The sequence below is a fragment of the Pseudomonas sp. 14P5.3.2 genome, from assembly GCF_057799175.1.
In genome coordinates this window covers 94,448-111,032 of sequence record NZ_JBYOKU010000014.1, presented here as the reverse complement: position 1 = coordinate 111,032, position 16,585 = coordinate 94,448, and the positions used below count along the sequence as shown (strand labels likewise).

The window sequence follows — 16,585 nt, the reverse complement described above, 5'->3', positions numbered from 1 at the left end:
TCCTTAAAGGACGTCGGCAAAACCTTTACGGGTTTTTTGGAACCACCAAAAGCCTGCCCACGCGACGACGATGCTCAATAAATAATAGCTAGCCAGTGGAACGATCGAAGGCAAAGTTCCCCAGATCAAAACCCCCCGGGATGTTTCGATAATGAAGGTCAACGGATTCAGGTAAAGAAGATATCTATATTGTTCGGATACGGCGGTCATAGGGTAAAACATCGGTGACAAAAACATCAGAACGGTAGTGATGATACCCGTGAGTTGGGAAATATCCCGAAAGTAGACGCCAGTTGCAGCCAGAAACCAAGAAAACCCCATGGTGAGTAACACCAGAGGAAACAACACGACCGGAAATAATATGGCTGTCCAGGGAATCGACCCCTTCAGCAACAACTCTGCTACCAGCAAAACAAACCAACTGATGGCTGTGTGAAACAGCGCAGCCCCCATCGAAATCCATGGCAGGATCTCTAAAGGGAAAATAATTTTTTTGACATAGTTGGGATTACCGACAATTTGACCGGGCGCGCGATTGAAACATTCTGCAAATAGTCCATGCACAATCATCCCCGAAAAGATAATGATAGCGAACTCACCTGTGTCATGAGTCTCCGTGTTACCCCAACGAGACTTGAAAATCACGCCAAAAATAAATGTGTAAACAACCAGTAGTAAAATCGGATTGAAAAAGGACCACGCCAGGCCCATGACCGAACCGCGGTATCTACCGATGACCTCTCGGACTGTCATTTTTTGGATAATGGATCGGCGCTCCCAAAAGGTGCGGACCATATCGAACATGCTGGAAGGTGACGGTGTATGGGGGTTCATTAGCGAATCCGAGGAAAAGCGAAGTTTGAAATGAAGAGCATCATCATCCTGGTATTACGTATGCGAAAGCCCGGCTTTTGACCCTTCGGATACGTCGAAGCACTGGCAGGCGCCTCTTCAAATACCGTCGAAGATTGCCGCGAGGATCAGGCCGATATTGCCCAAAAAAGTTTGTCGGTAGACTCCCGAGCGCCGCAGACACAAAAACCGCCTCACGCCCCGGTGCGCCCTCGCCTCCTTGAAACTGTTCAATATGCTACGGTTTTCTTCGCTCAATCGGTAGTCGATCGAGTCCAAGGCACGGATATTCGACTCATTCCAACTGCGAAAACGCCCTTTGAAGATCATGCGCAGCCGATCAATCCGTGAGAAAAAACCGGAATTCGAGCCAATTATATTATCATCGTGCTGCCGGTAAAGGATGGTGGGCGTGGCGTCATAAAGAATACGCCCACCTGCCCCGGTCACGGCCAGATAGGCCCACCAGTCGTGGGATACGATAGTCAGATCCTTGCCCGTTTCTCGCAAGAGGCGGCAGGCTGCATGATTGAACACCATCGTATTTCCCCCACCGATACTTTGTACCAATGCGTTGGAGAATGTGGCGGGACGATTGAATAACGGTGAGAGCCCGATGGATTGGCAATCCTCATTGATCAACTCGGTCCTGCCACAATAAAGAGCGGGTACATCTTGAGGAATGGACCGAAGCTGATCGAGCGCGGTTTCAAGCTTATGATCACGCCAGATGTCATCCTGGTCAGCCCAGGCGTAAAACGCTGAATTAACTTCACCCCGGCAGGCCAGCGAAATGAAATTTAAAGCAAATCCCTGTCGTGGACCGGAAAAAACCTTGATTTTTTCCTCTCCCCACTTCTCTTTGTATTCCTGAAGAATCTCCAGAGTCGAATCCGTAGAGCCGTCATCAGAAACCGCAACAACCCAGCCAGAATACGTCTGCCGTGCAATTGATTCCAACTGTTCTCTCAAAAACCGCTCACCGTTGTAAGTACACAGGAGTACTGACACCAACGGGACTCCAGTGGAAGCATCTGAACCGAAGGATCCGGGACCCGACTCTTGCTGAACAGATGAAAAAGGGATTACCACCGAGCACTCCATCGCATAAAAATAAAAATAGCACCGTATTCATTCACTACACGAGCGCAGCAAGAGTACAAAGTTCTCGAAAGTCTCATCAATGAGCCAAGGCGACGCAATAAAGGTATTGTAGCGAATTAAGCCTTGCCGTTAATAGCTCGATGACATCACCCTACGATTCATTTGATTTGCACATCCACGGATCGGCGACAAACACGCCTCGCTGCCCAGTCAGCTAGGGTATCAAAGCGCCCCACATTGGCAAAAGGGTAGCATTCTGCCCTTCTTGCTTTTCGAATTCAAAACGTGTCGACCTCATCTGCCCATTCCGACCGAAGGCGTCGACCTCGTCGATTTTTGCAAGCTTTCCGACCAAGAACGCGAGAGTTCAATGCACACCATGTTGCAAGAACTCATTCGCCGCCCTGCACAAGGCTTGATCTATCTTCTCTGGAGGTGACCACTCCAATATCCTGCAGGTTTGCTGAATATCGACCTGCAACGAGCCGCACAACCGCTGCGCTATCGCAGGACGGCACATGAGAGACGCCCCCAAACGCAGCAGTACTGGTGGAACCGCTACCAGCCGCGATTTCACACCCATGGCAGCGGCCATGCGTCGGAGCAAGTGAGTGGTGCTCAAATCCTCGCCATCGCTGACTAAAAAAGTTTTGCCCGCAGCCGCAGGATGAGCAATGCAGCGTTCAATCAGATCCACCAAATTACCAATAGAGACCAGGCTTCGATTATTGCACAGCCCACCCAATGGCAATGGCACGCCCTTGGCCACCCAGCGCATCATGCTTTGGAAATTGGCCTTTACCCCCGGTCCGTATACCAGAGGGGGACGAATAATGACGATTTCCATACCCAACAGCATACCTAGCTGTTGCAGCGCTATTTCGGCCTCCAGCTTTGAGACACCGTAAGGATCTGCCGGGGCCGGCGCATCGTCAGGCATGAACCTCTCACCCCGAGCAGTACTCTCGCCGTTCACCTTAATCGAACTCAGGTAAATGAATCTCTTCACCCCCGCCTCTGCCGCCAACCTGGCAAGCCTTAAAGTCCCCTCCACATTGACCTTGCGAAATTCCGCCAGTGCATCCGTCGCAACCTCATGCATCACGTGCACTCTTGCGGCAGCGTGCACCACTACCTCGACATCAGCGAGCGACGGCAAGGTGCGGGATTCGACGAGATCGAAGCGGACGACGGGACACAGTCCCTGTAACCGCGTCTCGCCGCGCACTGCTGCGATCGGCGTGAATTTCTTATCCAGAAGCAGGCGAAACACCAACGCCTCACCGACGAAACCGTTCGCCCCCGTCACAAGCACTTTGGGCTTTCTCATCCGTTCTTACTTCCAAAAACTGCAGCGGCCCAACAGACAAAAAAGAAAAAAAACTTGTCCCGAACACGACGCCGACACTTCCAGGCACTGAAAGACAAACCAATTAGATGCCGACGGCGAAGCCCCAGCCATGGTTTTACAAACGGCTCATTCTGCAAACCGACCAGACAAGCTATGAGCTGCACCTGATGGAACCACCAGCCTTCATGAATCGTCTTGTAACGAACGACCAGGGAACTAAGGCCCTTGTTCGCCCCCACTTGGTTACGCTCATGCTGTCGGTAATTCATGGAGGGGACAGGGTCGATGTGCCAACGGTAGCCATGACTTCGCGCAAAGGCGTAGCAATACCAGTCGTGCAGGCTGACGTCTTGCAATCGCTGCCAATTGGCAAGCATGTCGGTTTTCAGCGCAACGGCCATCTTGTTGCTCATGACATAAGTGCAGCCAGGCCCAGCCGCCTCGAACAGATAGTCCCAAGCGACCTGCGGCTGCGCCTTGTTCACTAGATGGGTATCGCCGTTCGGCCAGAATGCGGTGACATTGCTCGAGTAGGCGTCTATATGGCCTGACTGGATGTAACGGGTTGCACGCAAGAGCTTGTCCGGGTGCCAGACATCGTCCTGATCGGCAAAAGCGACATAATCAAAACCCTGAAAGTCGACATCGCGAATCAGCCGGAAAAAGTTACGGGATGCACCGCCAAATTTACCTGCTGCCGCCAGAACAAGAACAGCTTGGTGCCGAGCAGCAAAGGCGCAGCACCATTCTTCCGTACCATCACTGGAGGGATCAATACTGATAAACAATGTGACGTCAACAAGCGACTGCCCAAGAATCGAAGCCAACTGCTCCTCGATCCATTGCATGCCATTGAAGGCAGCCAGCAAAACCGCAACCTTGGGATGTTTTACTGGCATGCCGTTCCTACTTGAACCGATTGAGCGCTACCGTTCGAAAAATGTTGTTTCGAATCAGTCAGAGGGCGAGTCCAGGAGCTTCTGCAGGTACTGACCGTAACCCGTCTTTTTCAAGGCTTCAGCCTGTGCAGCCAGTTGCTCGGGAGTGATCCAGCCGTTGTGATAGGCAATCTCTTCCAGGCAGGCGACTTTAAGGCCCTGTCGCTGTTCGATGGTATGTACGAAATGACTGGCTTCCAGCAGGGAATCGTGAGTACCGGTATCGAGCCAGGCAAAGCCACGGCCCAACATTTCGACGTTAAGACTCTTGCGCTCCAGGTAGGCTCGGTTCACGTCCGTGATTTCCAACTCACCACGCTCGGAAGGCTTGATGCTCTTGGCGATCTCGACCACTTCATTGTCGTAGAAGTAGAGACCGGTCACCGCATAGTTCGACTTGGGCTTGAGGGGCTTTTCCTCAATACTCAAGGCCCGACCGTTTTTGTCAAATTCGACGACACCAAAACGCTCCGGATCGGATACGTGATAGCCGAATACGGTAGCCCCTTTCACTTGCGAACTGGCGGAACGCAAATTGTCGGAGAAATGCTGACCATAAAAAATATTGTCGCCAAGAATCAAACAGCAAGGATCACTGCCGATAAATTCCTCACCGATGATGAAGGCCTGTGCCAGTCCATCCGGGCTAGGCTGCTCGGCATACGTCAGCTTGATCCCGTAAAGGCTGCCATCGCCAAGCAGCTTGCGAAACAACGGCAAGTCTTCAGGGGTGGAGATAATCAGAATCTCTCGCATACCCGCCAGCATCAGCACCGACAGCGGATAAAAGATCATCGGCTTGTCGTAGATCGGCAGCATCTGTTTGGACACGCCAAGAGTCAGCGGGTGCAGGCGCGTGCCCGAGCCGCCGGCGAGAATAATGCCTTTACGATTTGTCGTGGTCATTTGTTCAGAACTTCCCTAAGCATTCGGGTTACACCACTTTGCCAATCCGGCAAGTGTAGAGAGAAATTGTCGCGCAGCTTCTGGGTATTCAAGCGTGAATTCAAAGGCCGACGCGCGGGGGTAGGATAAGCGGTTGTATCGATCGCATTTATCGTGGCCACCGCAAGCTGTTCGCCATTGGCCTGAGCAAAATCGATAACGTAACTTGCGTAACCATGCCACGACACTTCGCCAGCCGCTGTCAAATGATATAAACCTGACAGTTCCGGCCGTTGTAGCACTTGGCGAATCGTCAATGCGGTGACATCGGCAATCAGATCGGCACCCGTCGGCGCACCGATCTGATCGGCAATAACACTCAGCGTTTCGCGATCTTTCGCCAGACGCATCATGGTTTTGGCAAAGTTATTGCCTCGGGCGCCGTAAACCCAGCTTGTACGGAAGATCAAGTGCTTGCATCCCGAAGCCGTGATCGCCTGTTCACCTGCCAGCTTGCTCGCACCATACCGGTTGACAGGAGCGACCGCATCGGTCTCTTGCCAAGGACGGTGGCCTTCGCCGCTGAATACATAATCAGTGGAGTAATGAACCAGCAAGGCACCCAAAAGTGCAGCCTCTTCGCCCAAAAGCCGGCTTGCCTCACCATTCACACGATAGGCCAGCTCTACGTCGGACTCAGCCTTGTCGACTGCGGTGTATGCGGCGGCGTTGACGATGATATCGGGCTTGATCTGCCGAATTGTTGCGCGCAATGCTTCCAGATCGGACAAATCACCGCACAACCCATCCACAGAGTGACGATCCAGGGCGATCAACTCACCAAGCGGCGCCAAGGACCGTTGCAACTCCCAGCCGACCTGGCCGTTCTTGCCCAGCAAAAGGATTTTCATGCCTTGCCCGAACGATCCGCGTAGTTCTGGTCGATCCACTGCTGGTAGCTTCCACTTTTCACGTGGGCGACCCACTCGGAATTGTTGAGGTACCACTCGACAGTCTTGCGAATACCGGTGTCGAAAGTCTCTTCCGGCGTCCAGCCCAACTCCCGCTGAATCTTGCTCGCGTCGATGGCATAACGCTGATCGTGGCCTGGACGGTCCTGAACGTAAGTGATCAGGTTGGCGTGCGGACGATAAGCCGAGTCCGGGCGCAGCTCATCCAGCAGTGCACAGAGGGTATTGACCACCTCAATGTTCTGCTTTTCGTTGTGACCGCCAATGTTGTAAGTCTCGCCAATCACACCTTCAGTCACGACCTTGTACAGCGCGCGAGCATGGTCCTCGACATACAGCCAATCACGAACCTGATTGCCTTTGCCGTAAACCGGCAGCGGCTTGCCTTCCAGTGCGTTGAGAATGATCAGCGGGATCAACTTCTCAGGGAAATGGCATGGGCCGTAGTTGTTCGAGCAATTGGTAACCAGTGTTGGCAGACCGTAGGTGCGGGCCCAGGCACGAACCAAGTGATCGGAGCTGGCTTTGCTAGCCGAATATGGAGAGCTTGGCTGGTAAGGCGTAGTTTCGGTGAAGAGGTCTTCCGGACCTTCGAGGTCTCCGTAAACTTCGTCAGTCGAAATGTGGTGGAAGCGGAAGTTGGCTTTGCGCGTGTCATCCAACGCAGCCCAGTAGTGTCGCGCAGCTTCGAGCAGTGTATAGGTGCCGATGATGTTGGTCTGGATGAACTCGGACGGGCCGGAGATCGAGCGATCTACGTGGGATTCTGCTGCCAGATGCATGATTGCATCTGGTTGGTGTTCACGCAGGACACGGTCGATCTGATCACGATCGCAGATATCGACGCGCTCGAAAGCGTAACGCGAGTTCTGGCTGACTTCTGCCAAGGACTCCAGATTGCCGGCGTAGGTCAGCTTATCGACATTGACGACAGAATCAGTAGTATTGGAGATGATGTGACGGATGACTGCCGAGCCAATGAAGCCGGCGCCGCCGGTAACTAGAATTTTCACGCGAAAGCATACCCTTGAGCTGCGGACAGTGGCACCAACGAGCACTGTCTAATCCATGAATGCAGAAGCCATCAAATCTGAGACTTCCGTCAGAGTCAGTCTGAATCGACGTGGAAATAAACCACTATCGAACAAGGGTTGCATTTTACAGCTTAATGAACGTTTTACTAATGGATATGGACAGGCGCCGAGCCGAATTTGAAGGATTACCTGTTGCCGTCGATCTTAGACCAGCCGCTTGCGCGCCGCTCTGGACGAACGCCCCAGAAACCACCCCAGCATCGGGCCAATCAACATACCGATAAGTAGTGCGAAGACTACTACCAACGATACTGGAAGCTGGGGCCCGGCCCACCCGAGAAACACCAACGAAATGGATTGCTGATTCTCAAGCACAAACGCCAGAATCACCAACACCAGCAATAAAATTAAAATACTAAGAAGCATGCGCTTGATGTTACGCATGACTAACTCCCTTCAGGCTAGCGACTGTCAAACCCCCTCCTCCTCTTCCTCATTCACCCGGTCACGCAATTCCTTGCCCGGTTTGAAATGCGGAACGAACTTGCCGTCCAGACTGACCGACTGACCAGTCTTCGGATTGCGACCGACGCGCGGCGCGCGGTAGTGCAGAGAAAAGCTGCCAAACCCACGGATCTCGATGCGATCACCGGTAGCCAGGCACTGGGACATTTGTTCAAGCATGGTCTTGATGGCCAGCTCCACATCCTTGGATGAGAGTAGCCCTTGATGGGTGACAATTCGTTCGATCAACTCCGACTTCGTCATATTTTTCCCTTCTTTTTCAAGCAGCTAGATCAGCGCTTGAAAGGTTTTAGCACGCCCGGAAGATTTTGAACAGCCCAGGGATTGACATATCTTCCTTGGCGCCGAAACGCCTGTTTTCAGCGCACAAAAGCACAAGCCGAAGCAGCGCACACTCAACGGCACATGACCAGCATGGTTCGAGTGACGTAGCCTGCGGGATTGAAGCCAAACGGATATTCATCTTCATCCTTCGCCTGATCAGATCGGGTGATCACTTTGTAACCTACCCCCTTGCACTCCTTCGCCGCGCGCCTTTGACATTTTTCCCACCCTGACCCCAGACCAGAGCAGTCAATTTCTATACCACTGGCACCTCGCACAGCATGAGTCTTGGCACTCGTGGTACAGCCAGCCAATACCAACAACGCCATCAAGACAATAAATCTGTTCATCCACTTCCTTATGCCAGGCAATGCCCGACTACTGCACGACTAATACCTAGCTTAGTCGCGAATAGGCGATTGATCCGATTAAAGAAACAGACAACCAGGCAGAAGGATTGGTTTCACAACAAACCGGATACATCTCAAGCACCCTTCTCCACCAAATCGCAGGCACAAAAAAGGGCGACCGAAGTCGCCCTTTTTCATGATCAAGCAGAACTTAGTTCTGTTTGGCCATTGCTTGACGCAGCAGTGCAGCCATAGTGGTGTCTGCTTCGCCTTCAGCTGCCGGAGCCGATTTCAGGCTCTGGATAGCTTCTTTCTCTTCAGCATCGTCTTTCGACTTGATCGAGAGCTGGATTACGCGGCTCTTGCGATCAACGCTGATGATCTTGGCTTCAACTTCCTGGCCTTCTTTCAGAACGTTGCGCGCGTCTTCAACGCGGTCACGGCTGATTTCGGAGGCTTTCAGGGTCGCTTCGATGTCGTCAGCCAGAACGATGATGGCGCCTTTGGCGTCAACTTCTTTCACGGTGCCAGTAACGATAGCGCCTTTGTCGTTAACCGAGACGTACTCGGAGAACGGATCGCTTTCCAGTTGCTTGATGCCCAGGGAGATGCGCTCGCGCTCTGGGTCAACCGACAGGATGACGGTGTCCAGCTCGTCGCCCTTCTTGAAACGACGTACGGCTTCTTCGCCCACTTCGTTCCAGGAGATGTCGGACAGGTGAACCAGACCGTCGATGCCGCCGTCCAGACCAATGAAGATACCGAAATCGGTGATCGACTTGATGGTGCCGGAGATCTTGTCGCCCTTGTTGAACTGGCCAGAGAAGTCTTCCCATGGGTTCGACTTGCACTGCTTGATGCCCAGGGAGATACGACGACGCTCTTCGTCGATGTCCAGAACCATGACTTCCACTTCGTCGCCGACTTGTACGACTTTCGAAGGGTGGATGTTCTTGTTGGTCCAGTCCATTTCCGAAACGTGTACCAGACCTTCAACGCCTTCTTCCAGCTCAGCGAAGCAGCCGTAGTCGGTCAGGTTGGTTACACGAGCGGTAACGCGAGTGCTTTCTGGGTAACGGGCTTTGATAGCAACCCATGGATCTTCGCCCAGTTGCTTCAGGCCCAGGGAAACACGGTTGCGTTCGCGATCGTATTTCAGAACCTTGACGTCGATTTCGTCACCAACGTTGACGATCTCGGAAGGATGCTTGATGCGCTTCCAGGCCATGTCGGTGATGTGCAGCAGGCCGTCCACGCCACCCAGATCGACGAATGCGCCGTAATCGGTGAGGTTTTTGACGATACCTTTGACTTGCTGGCCTTCCTGCAGGGATTCCAGCAGAGCTTCACGCTCGGCGGAGTTCTCGGCTTCCAGGACGCTGCGACGGGAAACGACAACGTTGTTGCGCTTCTGGTCCAGCTTGATGACCTTGAATTCCAGCTCTTTGCCTTCCAGGTGCGTGGTGTCGCGCACTGGACGGACGTCAACCAGGGAACCTGGCAGGAACGCACGGATGCCGTTAACGTCGACAGTGAAGCCGCCTTTAACCTTACCGTTGATAACGCCCTTGACCACTTCCTCAGCTGCGAAGGCTGCTTCCAGAACGATCCAGCATTCAGCGCGCTTGGCTTTTTCACGGGACAGCTTGGTTTCACCGAAACCGTCTTCAACCGAATCCAGAGCAACGTGAACTTCGTCACCGACATTGATAGTCAGGTCACCAGCATCGTTGTAGAACTGTTCCAGCGGGATGAGTGCTTCAGACTTCAGACCAGCGTGAACGGTTACCCAGCGAGCCTGGTAATCGATATCAACGATAACACCGGTGATGATGGAGCCTGCCTGAAGGTTCAGGGTCTTTAGGCTTTCTTCAAAGAGTTCCGCAAAGCTTTCGCTCATTTTAATTCCTGTAGATGAGGGCGAAGAATACGCCCATCTCCACACCCCAGACGGCGTGGGTTAGTTTCATTTAAAAGAAGCGCTGCAGGACTATGACTGGTCCCCTGCGGCCTTCTTGGTCACCCGGCGATATCGCGAATGGCGATCTCGCTCATGATGCGTTCAAGCACCTGATCGATGGACAACTCCGTGGAATCCAGCTGTATCGCATCTGCCGCCGGTTTGAGCGGGGCTACTGCGCGCTGGGTATCACGCTCGTCGCGTGCACGGATCTCATCTAGCAGACTCGACAGACTAACACCCTCGACTTTGCCCTTCAACTGCAAATATCGGCGGCGCGCCCGTTCCTCGGCACTGGCGGTGAGGAAAATCTTCAACGGTGCATCAGGAAAAACCACAGTACCCATGTCACGACCATCGGCCACCAGGCCCGGCACCTCCTGAAAAGCACGCTGGCGCTGCAGCAGCGCCTCGCGGACTGCCGGCAACGCGGCCACCTGAGAAGCACCGGAACCGACGCTTTCAGTGCGGATGACATCGCTGACTTCATCACCCTCCAGAATGATGCGCTGCAGCTGACCGTCGGTCGCCGCGATGAACTGCACATCCAGATGAGCGGCCAGTTTCTTCAACAGCTCTTCATTGGTCAGGTCGACACCATGATTGTGCGCAGCGAACGCCAGCAGGCGATACAGCGCACCGGAATCCAGCAGGTTCCAGCCCAGACGCTTGGCCAGAATCCCGGCGACCGTGCCCTTGCCCGAACCGCTTGGCCCATCGATGGTGATGACCGGTGCAATGTTTTTCACGACTGAGCCTCTTGAACCACACGAATGCCGACCTGCGCGCACAGCGCGAGGAAGTTCGGGAACGACGTCGCGACGTTGGCGCAATCATGGATGCGGATCGGAGCAGTGGCGCGCAGCGAAGCGACGCTGAAAGCCATGGCGATACGGTGATCACCGTGACCATGCACTTCGCCACCACCGATCTGGCCGCCATCGATGATGATGCCGTCCGGGGTCGGCTGGCACTTGACGCCCAGCGCCAGCAAGCCGTCCGCCATGACTTGAATACGATCCGATTCCTTGACGCGCAGCTCTTCGGCACCGGTCAGCACGGTACGGCCTTCGGCGCAGGCCGCCGCCACGAACAGCACCGGGAATTCGTCGATGGCCAGTGGCACCAGCGCTTCCGGAATCTCGATACCTTTCAGTTTAGCCGCTCGCACGCGCAGGTCAGCTACAGGTTCGCCGCCGACTTCACGCTGGTTTTCCAGGGTGATATCAGCGCCCATCAAGCGCAGGATGTCGATCACACCGGTACGCGTCGGGTTGATGCCAACGTGTTCCAGCACCAGCTCGGAGCCTTCAGCGATCGAGGCCGCCACCAGGAAGAACGCCGATGACGAGATGTCGCCCGGCACTTCGATGTGGGTCGCGGTCAGCTTGCCGCCGGATTCGACCGACGCCGTGGCGCCATCGACGCTTACCGGATAGCCGAAACCACGCAGCATGCGCTCGGTGTGGTCGCGGGTCGGCGCCGGCTCAGTGACGGTGGTCTTGCCTTCGGCGTACAGGCCCGCCAGCAGCAGACAGGACTTCACCTGAGCACTGGCCATCGGCATGGTGTAGGTCAGCCCCTTGAGCTTGTGACCGCCACGAATGGTCATCGGCGGACGACCTTCGGCAGCGGTTTCGATCACGGCGCCCATTTCACGCAGCGGGTTGGCCACGCGATTCATCGGCCGCTTGGACAGCGACGCATCGCCGGTCAGGGTACTGTCGAAGTTCTGCGCCGCCAGCAGGCCGGACAACAGACGCATCGAAGTGCCGGAGTTGCCCAGATAGATCGGACCCGGCGCCGGCTTCAAGCCATGCAGGCCGACGCCGTGAATGGTCACGCGACCGTGGTGCGGGCCTTCGATGACCACGCCCATGTCGCGAAAAGCCTGCAAGGTCGCCAGGGCATCTTCGCCCTCGAGGAACCCTTCAACCTCGGTCACGCCTTCGGCCAGCGAGCCGAGCATGATCGAACGGTGGGAAATCGATTTGTCACCTGGTACGCGAATCCGACCGGACAGGCGGCCACCAGGTTGAGCCAGGAAAATCAGATCGTTGGAATTCATAGCGTCCACATAGGCCCTGCGGGCCAGGATTTTACTGAAATGCTCGCGGGCAACCCGGGCGCGCGTGAAGACGCCCAACAATTGGTGCCCATCCCCTGCATCGACCGCGTCGCGCAAGGCGTCGAGGTCGCTGCGAAATGTATCGAGTGTGCGCAGAACAGCCTCGCGATTGGCGAGGAAGATGTCGTGCCACATCACCGGGTCGCTTCCGGCGATTCTTGTGAAATCGCGGAAACCGCCGGCAGCGTAACGGAAGATCTCAAGGTTTTCATTGCGTTTGGCCAACGAGTCGACCAGACCGAAGGCCAGCAGGTGCGGCAGATGACTGGTCGCGGCCAACACTTCATCGTGGCGCTCGACCTGCATGTGCTCGACGTCGGCACCCAGTTCGCGCCACAAGCGATCGACCACCGCCAGTGCGGCCGGGTCGGTTTGCTCGAGCGGCGTCAGAATCACCTTGTGCCGACGGAACAGCTCAGAGTTGGAAGCTTCCACCCCACTCTGCTCGGAACCGGCAATCGGATGGCCCGGGACGAAGCGCGCCGGCATGCCGCCGAACGCCTCGGTCGCCGCGCGCACCACATTGCCCTTAGCGCTGCCGACATCGGTCAGAATCGCCTGACCCAGATCGACGCTCGCCAAACGGGCCAGCACCTTCTCCATGGCCAGAATCGGTACCGCCAGTTGAATCACGTCGGCGCCCTGACACGCAGCGATCAGGTCATCCTCGCAACGATCCACCACGCCCAACTCGACCGCCAGCTTGCGCGATTGCGGGTCGAGATCGACCCCGACCACCTCACGGCAGATACCGCTTTCACGCAAGCCTTTGGCAAACGAACCACCGATCAATCCCAGACCGACCACCACAAGGCGACCGATCATAGGTGCAGCAGATTGCAGAGCAGTGACATCATCCACGAGCCAGAACCTTACGCAGCGCTTCGAGGAAGCGGCTGTTTTCCGCCGGCAGACCGATGGTCACCCGCAGGTGATTCGGCATGCCGTAGTTGGCCACCGGACGCACGATTACGCCTTCACGCAGCAGGCCCTGGAAAATCGGCGCTGCCACCTGACCAAGGTCGACGCAAATAAAGTTGCCTTTGGACTCGATCCAGCTCAGACCCAACTCACGGAAACCATCCTGCAACTGCTGCATGCCGGATTCGTTGAGCTGACGGCTTTGCGCCAGATACTCCTCGTCCTTCAACGCCGCACAGGCCGCGGCCAGGGCCAGGCTGTTGACGTTGAACGGCTGGCGCACGCGGTTCAGCACGTCCGCCACCACCGCAGTGGACAGGCCATAACCTACGCGCAGCGCCGCCAGACCGTAGGCCTTGGAGAACGTGCGCGATACCAGCAGATTCGGGTACGCCGCGAGGAAATCCAGACCGTCTGGCAGATCGCTGCCTTCGGCGTATTCGATGTACGCCTCGTCCAGCACCACCAGCACGTGCTCCGGAACGTCCTGCAGGAACTCGTCCAGCGCTTCGGCGCCGAACCAGGTGCCGGTCGGGTTGTTCGGGTTGGCGATGAACACCACACGAGTATTGGCGTCGATGGCCGCGAGCATCGCAGGCAGGTCATGCCCCCAATCCTTGGCCGGAACCACTTTGGCCTGCGCGCCGACCGCCTGAGTGGCAATCGGATACACCGCAAACGCATGCTCACTAAACACGGCGTTCAGGCCCGGCGCCAGATAGGCGCGCGCTACCAGCTCAAGAATGTCGTTGGAGCCGTTGCCCAGGGTCACCTGATTCAGCTCGACACGGCACTGCTCGGCCAGCAGCGATTTCAGCGCAAAGCCGTTGCCGTCCGGATAACGGGTCAGCTCGGCCAGCTCTTCGCGAATCGCTGCCAGCGCTTTCGGGCTGGCGCCCAACGGGTTTTCATTGCTCGCCAGTTTGACGATTTTCGCCGGATCCAGATCCAGCTCGCGCGCCAGTTCGTCCACAGGCTTGCCCGGAACGTACGGCGAAAGTTGTTGCACGCCCGGCTGTGCCAGAGCGAGGAAGTTGCCACTCATTTGCTACCGCCCTTAGAGAACTGCTTTCGGGTAGGAACCCAGCACTTTGAGTGCTACTGCTTCCTGACTGATCTTTTCCAGCACGCCCTTGATCAACGGATCACGGTGGTGGCCGACGAAGTCGATGAAGAACACGTAAGTCCATTTGCCGCTGCGCGACGGACGGGTTTCGATCCGGGTCAGGTCGATCCCGTTGTCATGGAACGGCACCAGCAGCTCATGCAGCGCACCGGGCTTGTTGCTCATCGAAACGATGATCGAGGTCTTGTCGTCGCCGGTCGGCGGCACTTCCTGGTTACCGATCATCAGGAAGCGCGTCGAGTTGTCCGGACGGTCTTCGATCTTCTCGGCCAGACGGGTCAGGCCATACAGGCCTGCCGCCATGTCGCCGGCAATCGCCGCCGAGTTCCACTCACCCTTGACCCGCTTGGCCGCTTCGGCGTTGCTCGATACCGCCACGCGCTCGACATTCGGGTAATGCGCGTCCAGCCACTTGCGGCACTGGGCCAGCGATTGCGCATGGGAGTAGATGCGACTGATGCTGTCAGTCTTGGTGTTTTCACCGACCAGCAAATGATGGTGAATGCGCAGCTCGACTTCGCCGCAGATCACCATGTCGTGCTCAAGGAAGCTGTCGAGGGTGTGGTTGACCGCGCCTTCGGTGGAGTTTTCCACCGGCACCACGCCAAAGTTCACCGCCCCCGCCGCCACTTCACGGAACACTTCGTCGATCGCCGCCATCGGCTTGCTGATCACCGCGTGACCGAAGTGCTTCATGGCCGCCGCTTGGGTGAAGGTGCCTTCAGGGCCGAGGTAAGCCACTTTCAGCGGCTGCTCGAGCGCCAGGCACGAGGACATGATTTCGCGGAACAACCGCGCCATCTCTTCGTTACCCAACGGCCCCTGATTACGCTCCATCACGCGCTTGAGCACCTGAGCTTCACGCTCGGGACGATAGAACACCGGCACTTCGCCTTCGGCCAGCGAGGCCATCTTTACTCGCGCGACTTCCTGGGCGCAGCGGGCACGCTCGCTGATCAGCTCGAGGACCTTGCTGTCCAGAGCATCGATGCGAACGCGCAGTGCCTTGAGTTCTTGCTCGGACATCAGCCGTGTTCCTTCTCGAATTCAGCCATGTACGCCACCAGCGCATTGACGGCGGTGATGTCGACGGCGTTGTAGATGGAGGCGCGCATGCCGCCCACGGAGCGGTGGCCCTTGAGGTTGAGCAAGCCACGCGCGTCGGCACCGGCGAGGAACGGCTTGTCCAGACGATCGTCAGCCAGACGGAACGGCACGTTCATCCACGAGCGGTCCGACTTGTTGATCGGGTTGCTGTAGAGACCACTGGCGTCGATGAAGTCGTACAGCGTGCGCTGCTTGACGTCATTGAGCTTGGCAATCGCTTCGACGCCGCCCTGCTCCTTCAGCCACTGGAACACCAGGCCGGACAGGTACCAGGCCAGGGTCGGCGGGGTGTTGTACATCGAGCCGTTATCGGCCGCGACCTTGTAGTTGAGCATGGTCGGGCACAGCGAACGCGCCTTGCCCAGCAGGTCTTCGCGGATGATATTGACGACGATGCCGCTCGGGCCGATGTTCTTCTGCGCGCCGGCGTAGATCATGCCGAACCGCGAGATATCGACCGGACGCGAGAGAATGTCCGACGACATGTCGGCCACCAGCGGTACGTCGCCGGTTTCCGGGATCCACTGGAATTCCAGACCGCCGATGGTTTCGTTCGGCGCGTAGTGAACGTAAGCGGCGTCTTTCGACAGGCTCCACTCGTTCTGGCCCGGAATGGCGAAATAGTCGTAAGGCTTGGCGGTGGCGGCAACGTTGACGTGGCCGTAGCGCGAGGCTTCTTCGATGGCTTTCTGCGACCAGATACCGGTGTCGATATAGTCGGCGCTGCCGTTTTCCGGCAACAGATTCAGCGGGATCTGCGCAAACTGCTGGCTGGCGCCACCCTGCAGAAACAGCACTTTATAGTTCGACGGGATATTCAGCAGGTCACGCAGGTCCTGCTCGGCCTGGGTGGCAATGGACACGAACTCATCACTGCGATGGCTCATTTCCATGACCGACAGCCCCTTGCCGTGCCAATCAAGGAGTTCACCCTGGGCACGTTGCAGTACAGCTTCAGGAAGCGCCGCAGGACCGGCACAGAAGTTATAGGCTCGCTTGCTCACATCCA

The 16,585-nt window shown here is 56.3% G+C and carries 16 protein-coding genes; all 16 read right to left on the bottom strand.

Annotation, left to right across the window (positions count from 1 at the left end; all coding sequences use genetic code 11):
• Positions 1-3: 3 nt before the first annotated feature.
• The gene (locus tag AC27VU_RS13965; RefSeq protein WP_400505945.1) at positions 4-834 is read right to left on the bottom strand and encodes an ABC transporter permease; all 831 of its coding nucleotides are present in this window, start codon (positions 832-834) and stop codon (positions 4-6) included.
• Positions 835-951: 117 nt separating this feature from the next.
• Complete coding sequence (locus AC27VU_RS13960) at positions 952-1,863, bottom strand: glycosyltransferase family 2 protein (protein WP_400505947.1); 912 nt, start codon at positions 1,861-1,863, stop codon at positions 952-954.
• A gap of 460 nt (positions 1,864-2,323) precedes the next feature.
• A complete protein-coding gene (locus AC27VU_RS13955; RefSeq protein ID WP_488724280.1) occupies positions 2,324-3,286 on the bottom strand; it encodes a UDP-glucose 4-epimerase family protein in 963 nt (320 codons plus the stop codon).
• Positions 3,283-4,206 carry a glycosyltransferase gene (locus AC27VU_RS13950; protein WP_488724279.1) on the bottom strand — a complete coding sequence of 308 codons (924 nt, stop codon included), beginning with the start codon at positions 4,204-4,206 and terminating at the stop codon, positions 3,283-3,285. The genes AC27VU_RS13955 and AC27VU_RS13950 overlap by 4 nt, the downstream gene beginning before the upstream one ends.
• Before the next feature lie 54 nt (positions 4,207-4,260).
• On the bottom strand, positions 4,261-5,151 hold the full coding sequence (rfbA, locus tag AC27VU_RS13945) for a glucose-1-phosphate thymidylyltransferase RfbA (protein ID WP_488724278.1): 891 nt from the start codon (positions 5,149-5,151) through the stop codon (positions 4,261-4,263).
• On the bottom strand, positions 5,148-6,041 hold the full coding sequence (gene rfbD / locus AC27VU_RS13940; RefSeq protein WP_400505955.1) for a dTDP-4-dehydrorhamnose reductase: 894 nt from the start codon (positions 6,039-6,041) through the stop codon (positions 5,148-5,150). The genes rfbA and rfbD overlap by 4 nt, the downstream gene beginning before the upstream one ends.
• The gene (gene rfbB / locus AC27VU_RS13935; RefSeq protein ID WP_400505957.1) at positions 6,038-7,114 is read right to left on the bottom strand and encodes a dTDP-glucose 4,6-dehydratase; all 1,077 of its coding nucleotides are present in this window, start codon (positions 7,112-7,114) and stop codon (positions 6,038-6,040) included. Before rfbB ends, rfbD begins: the two co-directional genes overlap by 4 nt.
• 225 nt (positions 7,115-7,339) lie before the next feature.
• Entirely contained in the window at positions 7,340-7,579 is a 240-nt protein-coding gene (locus AC27VU_RS13930) for a LapA family protein (protein WP_400505959.1), read from the bottom strand.
• Positions 7,580-7,606: 27 nt separating this feature from the next.
• Positions 7,607-7,903 (bottom strand): integration host factor subunit beta, encoded by a 297-nt coding sequence (gene ihfB / locus AC27VU_RS13925; RefSeq protein WP_003189779.1) that lies wholly within the window; start codon positions 7,901-7,903, stop codon positions 7,607-7,609.
• A gap of 152 nt (positions 7,904-8,055) precedes the next feature.
• Entirely contained in the window at positions 8,056-8,334 is a 279-nt protein-coding gene (locus tag AC27VU_RS13920; RefSeq protein WP_488724277.1) for a hypothetical protein, read from the bottom strand.
• A gap of 211 nt (positions 8,335-8,545) precedes the next feature.
• A complete protein-coding gene (rpsA, locus tag AC27VU_RS13915) occupies positions 8,546-10,234 on the bottom strand; it encodes a 30S ribosomal protein S1 (RefSeq protein WP_003226898.1) in 1,689 nt (562 codons plus the stop codon).
• 119 nt (positions 10,235-10,353) lie between these two features.
• Positions 10,354-11,043 carry a (d)CMP kinase gene (cmk, locus tag AC27VU_RS13910; RefSeq protein WP_003226900.1) on the bottom strand — a complete coding sequence of 230 codons (690 nt, stop codon included), beginning with the start codon at positions 11,041-11,043 and terminating at the stop codon, positions 10,354-10,356.
• Positions 11,040-13,247: a bifunctional prephenate dehydrogenase/3-phosphoshikimate 1-carboxyvinyltransferase gene (locus tag AC27VU_RS13905; protein ID WP_256662042.1), complete on the bottom strand. Its 2,208-nt coding sequence runs from the start codon at positions 13,245-13,247 to the stop codon at positions 11,040-11,042. Before AC27VU_RS13905 ends, cmk begins: the two co-directional genes overlap by 4 nt.
• A gap of 28 nt (positions 13,248-13,275) precedes the next feature.
• On the bottom strand, positions 13,276-14,388 hold the full coding sequence (gene hisC, locus AC27VU_RS13900) for a histidinol-phosphate transaminase (protein ID WP_003226905.1): 1,113 nt from the start codon (positions 14,386-14,388) through the stop codon (positions 13,276-13,278).
• Positions 14,389-14,400: 12 nt separating this feature from the next.
• A complete protein-coding gene (gene pheA, locus AC27VU_RS13895; RefSeq protein ID WP_003226907.1) occupies positions 14,401-15,495 on the bottom strand; it encodes a prephenate dehydratase in 1,095 nt (364 codons plus the stop codon).
• Positions 15,495-16,580 (bottom strand): 3-phosphoserine/phosphohydroxythreonine transaminase, encoded by a 1,086-nt coding sequence (gene serC, locus AC27VU_RS13890; protein ID WP_103484384.1) that lies wholly within the window; start codon positions 16,578-16,580, stop codon positions 15,495-15,497. The genes pheA and serC overlap by 1 nt, the downstream gene beginning before the upstream one ends.
• Positions 16,581-16,585: the final 5 nt, after the last annotated feature.

Coding starts and splice junctions, on each gene's coding strand:
- AC27VU_RS13930 (WP_400505959.1), bottom strand. CDS start 7,579: ATGCGTAACATCAAGCGCATGCTTCTTAGTATTTTAATTTTATTGCTG.
- pheA (WP_003226907.1), bottom strand. CDS start 15,495: ATGTCCGAGCAAGAACTCAAGGCACTGCGCGTTCGCATCGATGCTCTG.
- rpsA (WP_003226898.1), bottom strand. CDS start 10,234: ATGAGCGAAAGCTTTGCGGAACTCTTTGAAGAAAGCCTAAAGACCCTG.
- AC27VU_RS13965 (WP_400505945.1), bottom strand. CDS start 834: ATGAACCCCCATACACCGTCACCTTCCAGCATGTTCGATATGGTCCGC.
- hisC (WP_003226905.1), bottom strand. CDS start 14,388: ATGAGTGGCAACTTCCTCGCTCTGGCACAGCCGGGCGTGCAACAACTT.
- rfbD (WP_400505955.1), bottom strand. CDS start 6,041: ATGAAAATCCTTTTGCTGGGCAAGAACGGCCAGGTCGGCTGGGAGTTG.
- ihfB (WP_003189779.1), bottom strand. CDS start 7,903: ATGACGAAGTCGGAGTTGATCGAACGAATTGTCACCCATCAAGGGCTA.
- AC27VU_RS13955 (WP_488724280.1), bottom strand. CDS start 3,286: ATGAGAAAGCCCAAAGTGCTTGTGACGGGGGCGAACGGTTTCGTCGGT.
- AC27VU_RS13905 (WP_256662042.1), bottom strand. CDS start 13,247: ATGATCGGTCGCCTTGTGGTGGTCGGTCTGGGATTGATCGGTGGTTCG.
- rfbA (WP_488724278.1), bottom strand. CDS start 5,151: ATGACCACGACAAATCGTAAAGGCATTATTCTCGCCGGCGGCTCGGGC.
- AC27VU_RS13920 (WP_488724277.1), bottom strand. CDS start 8,334: ATGAACAGATTTATTGTCTTGATGGCGTTGTTGGTATTGGCTGGCTGT.
- AC27VU_RS13950 (WP_488724279.1), bottom strand. CDS start 4,206: ATGCCAGTAAAACATCCCAAGGTTGCGGTTTTGCTGGCTGCCTTCAAT.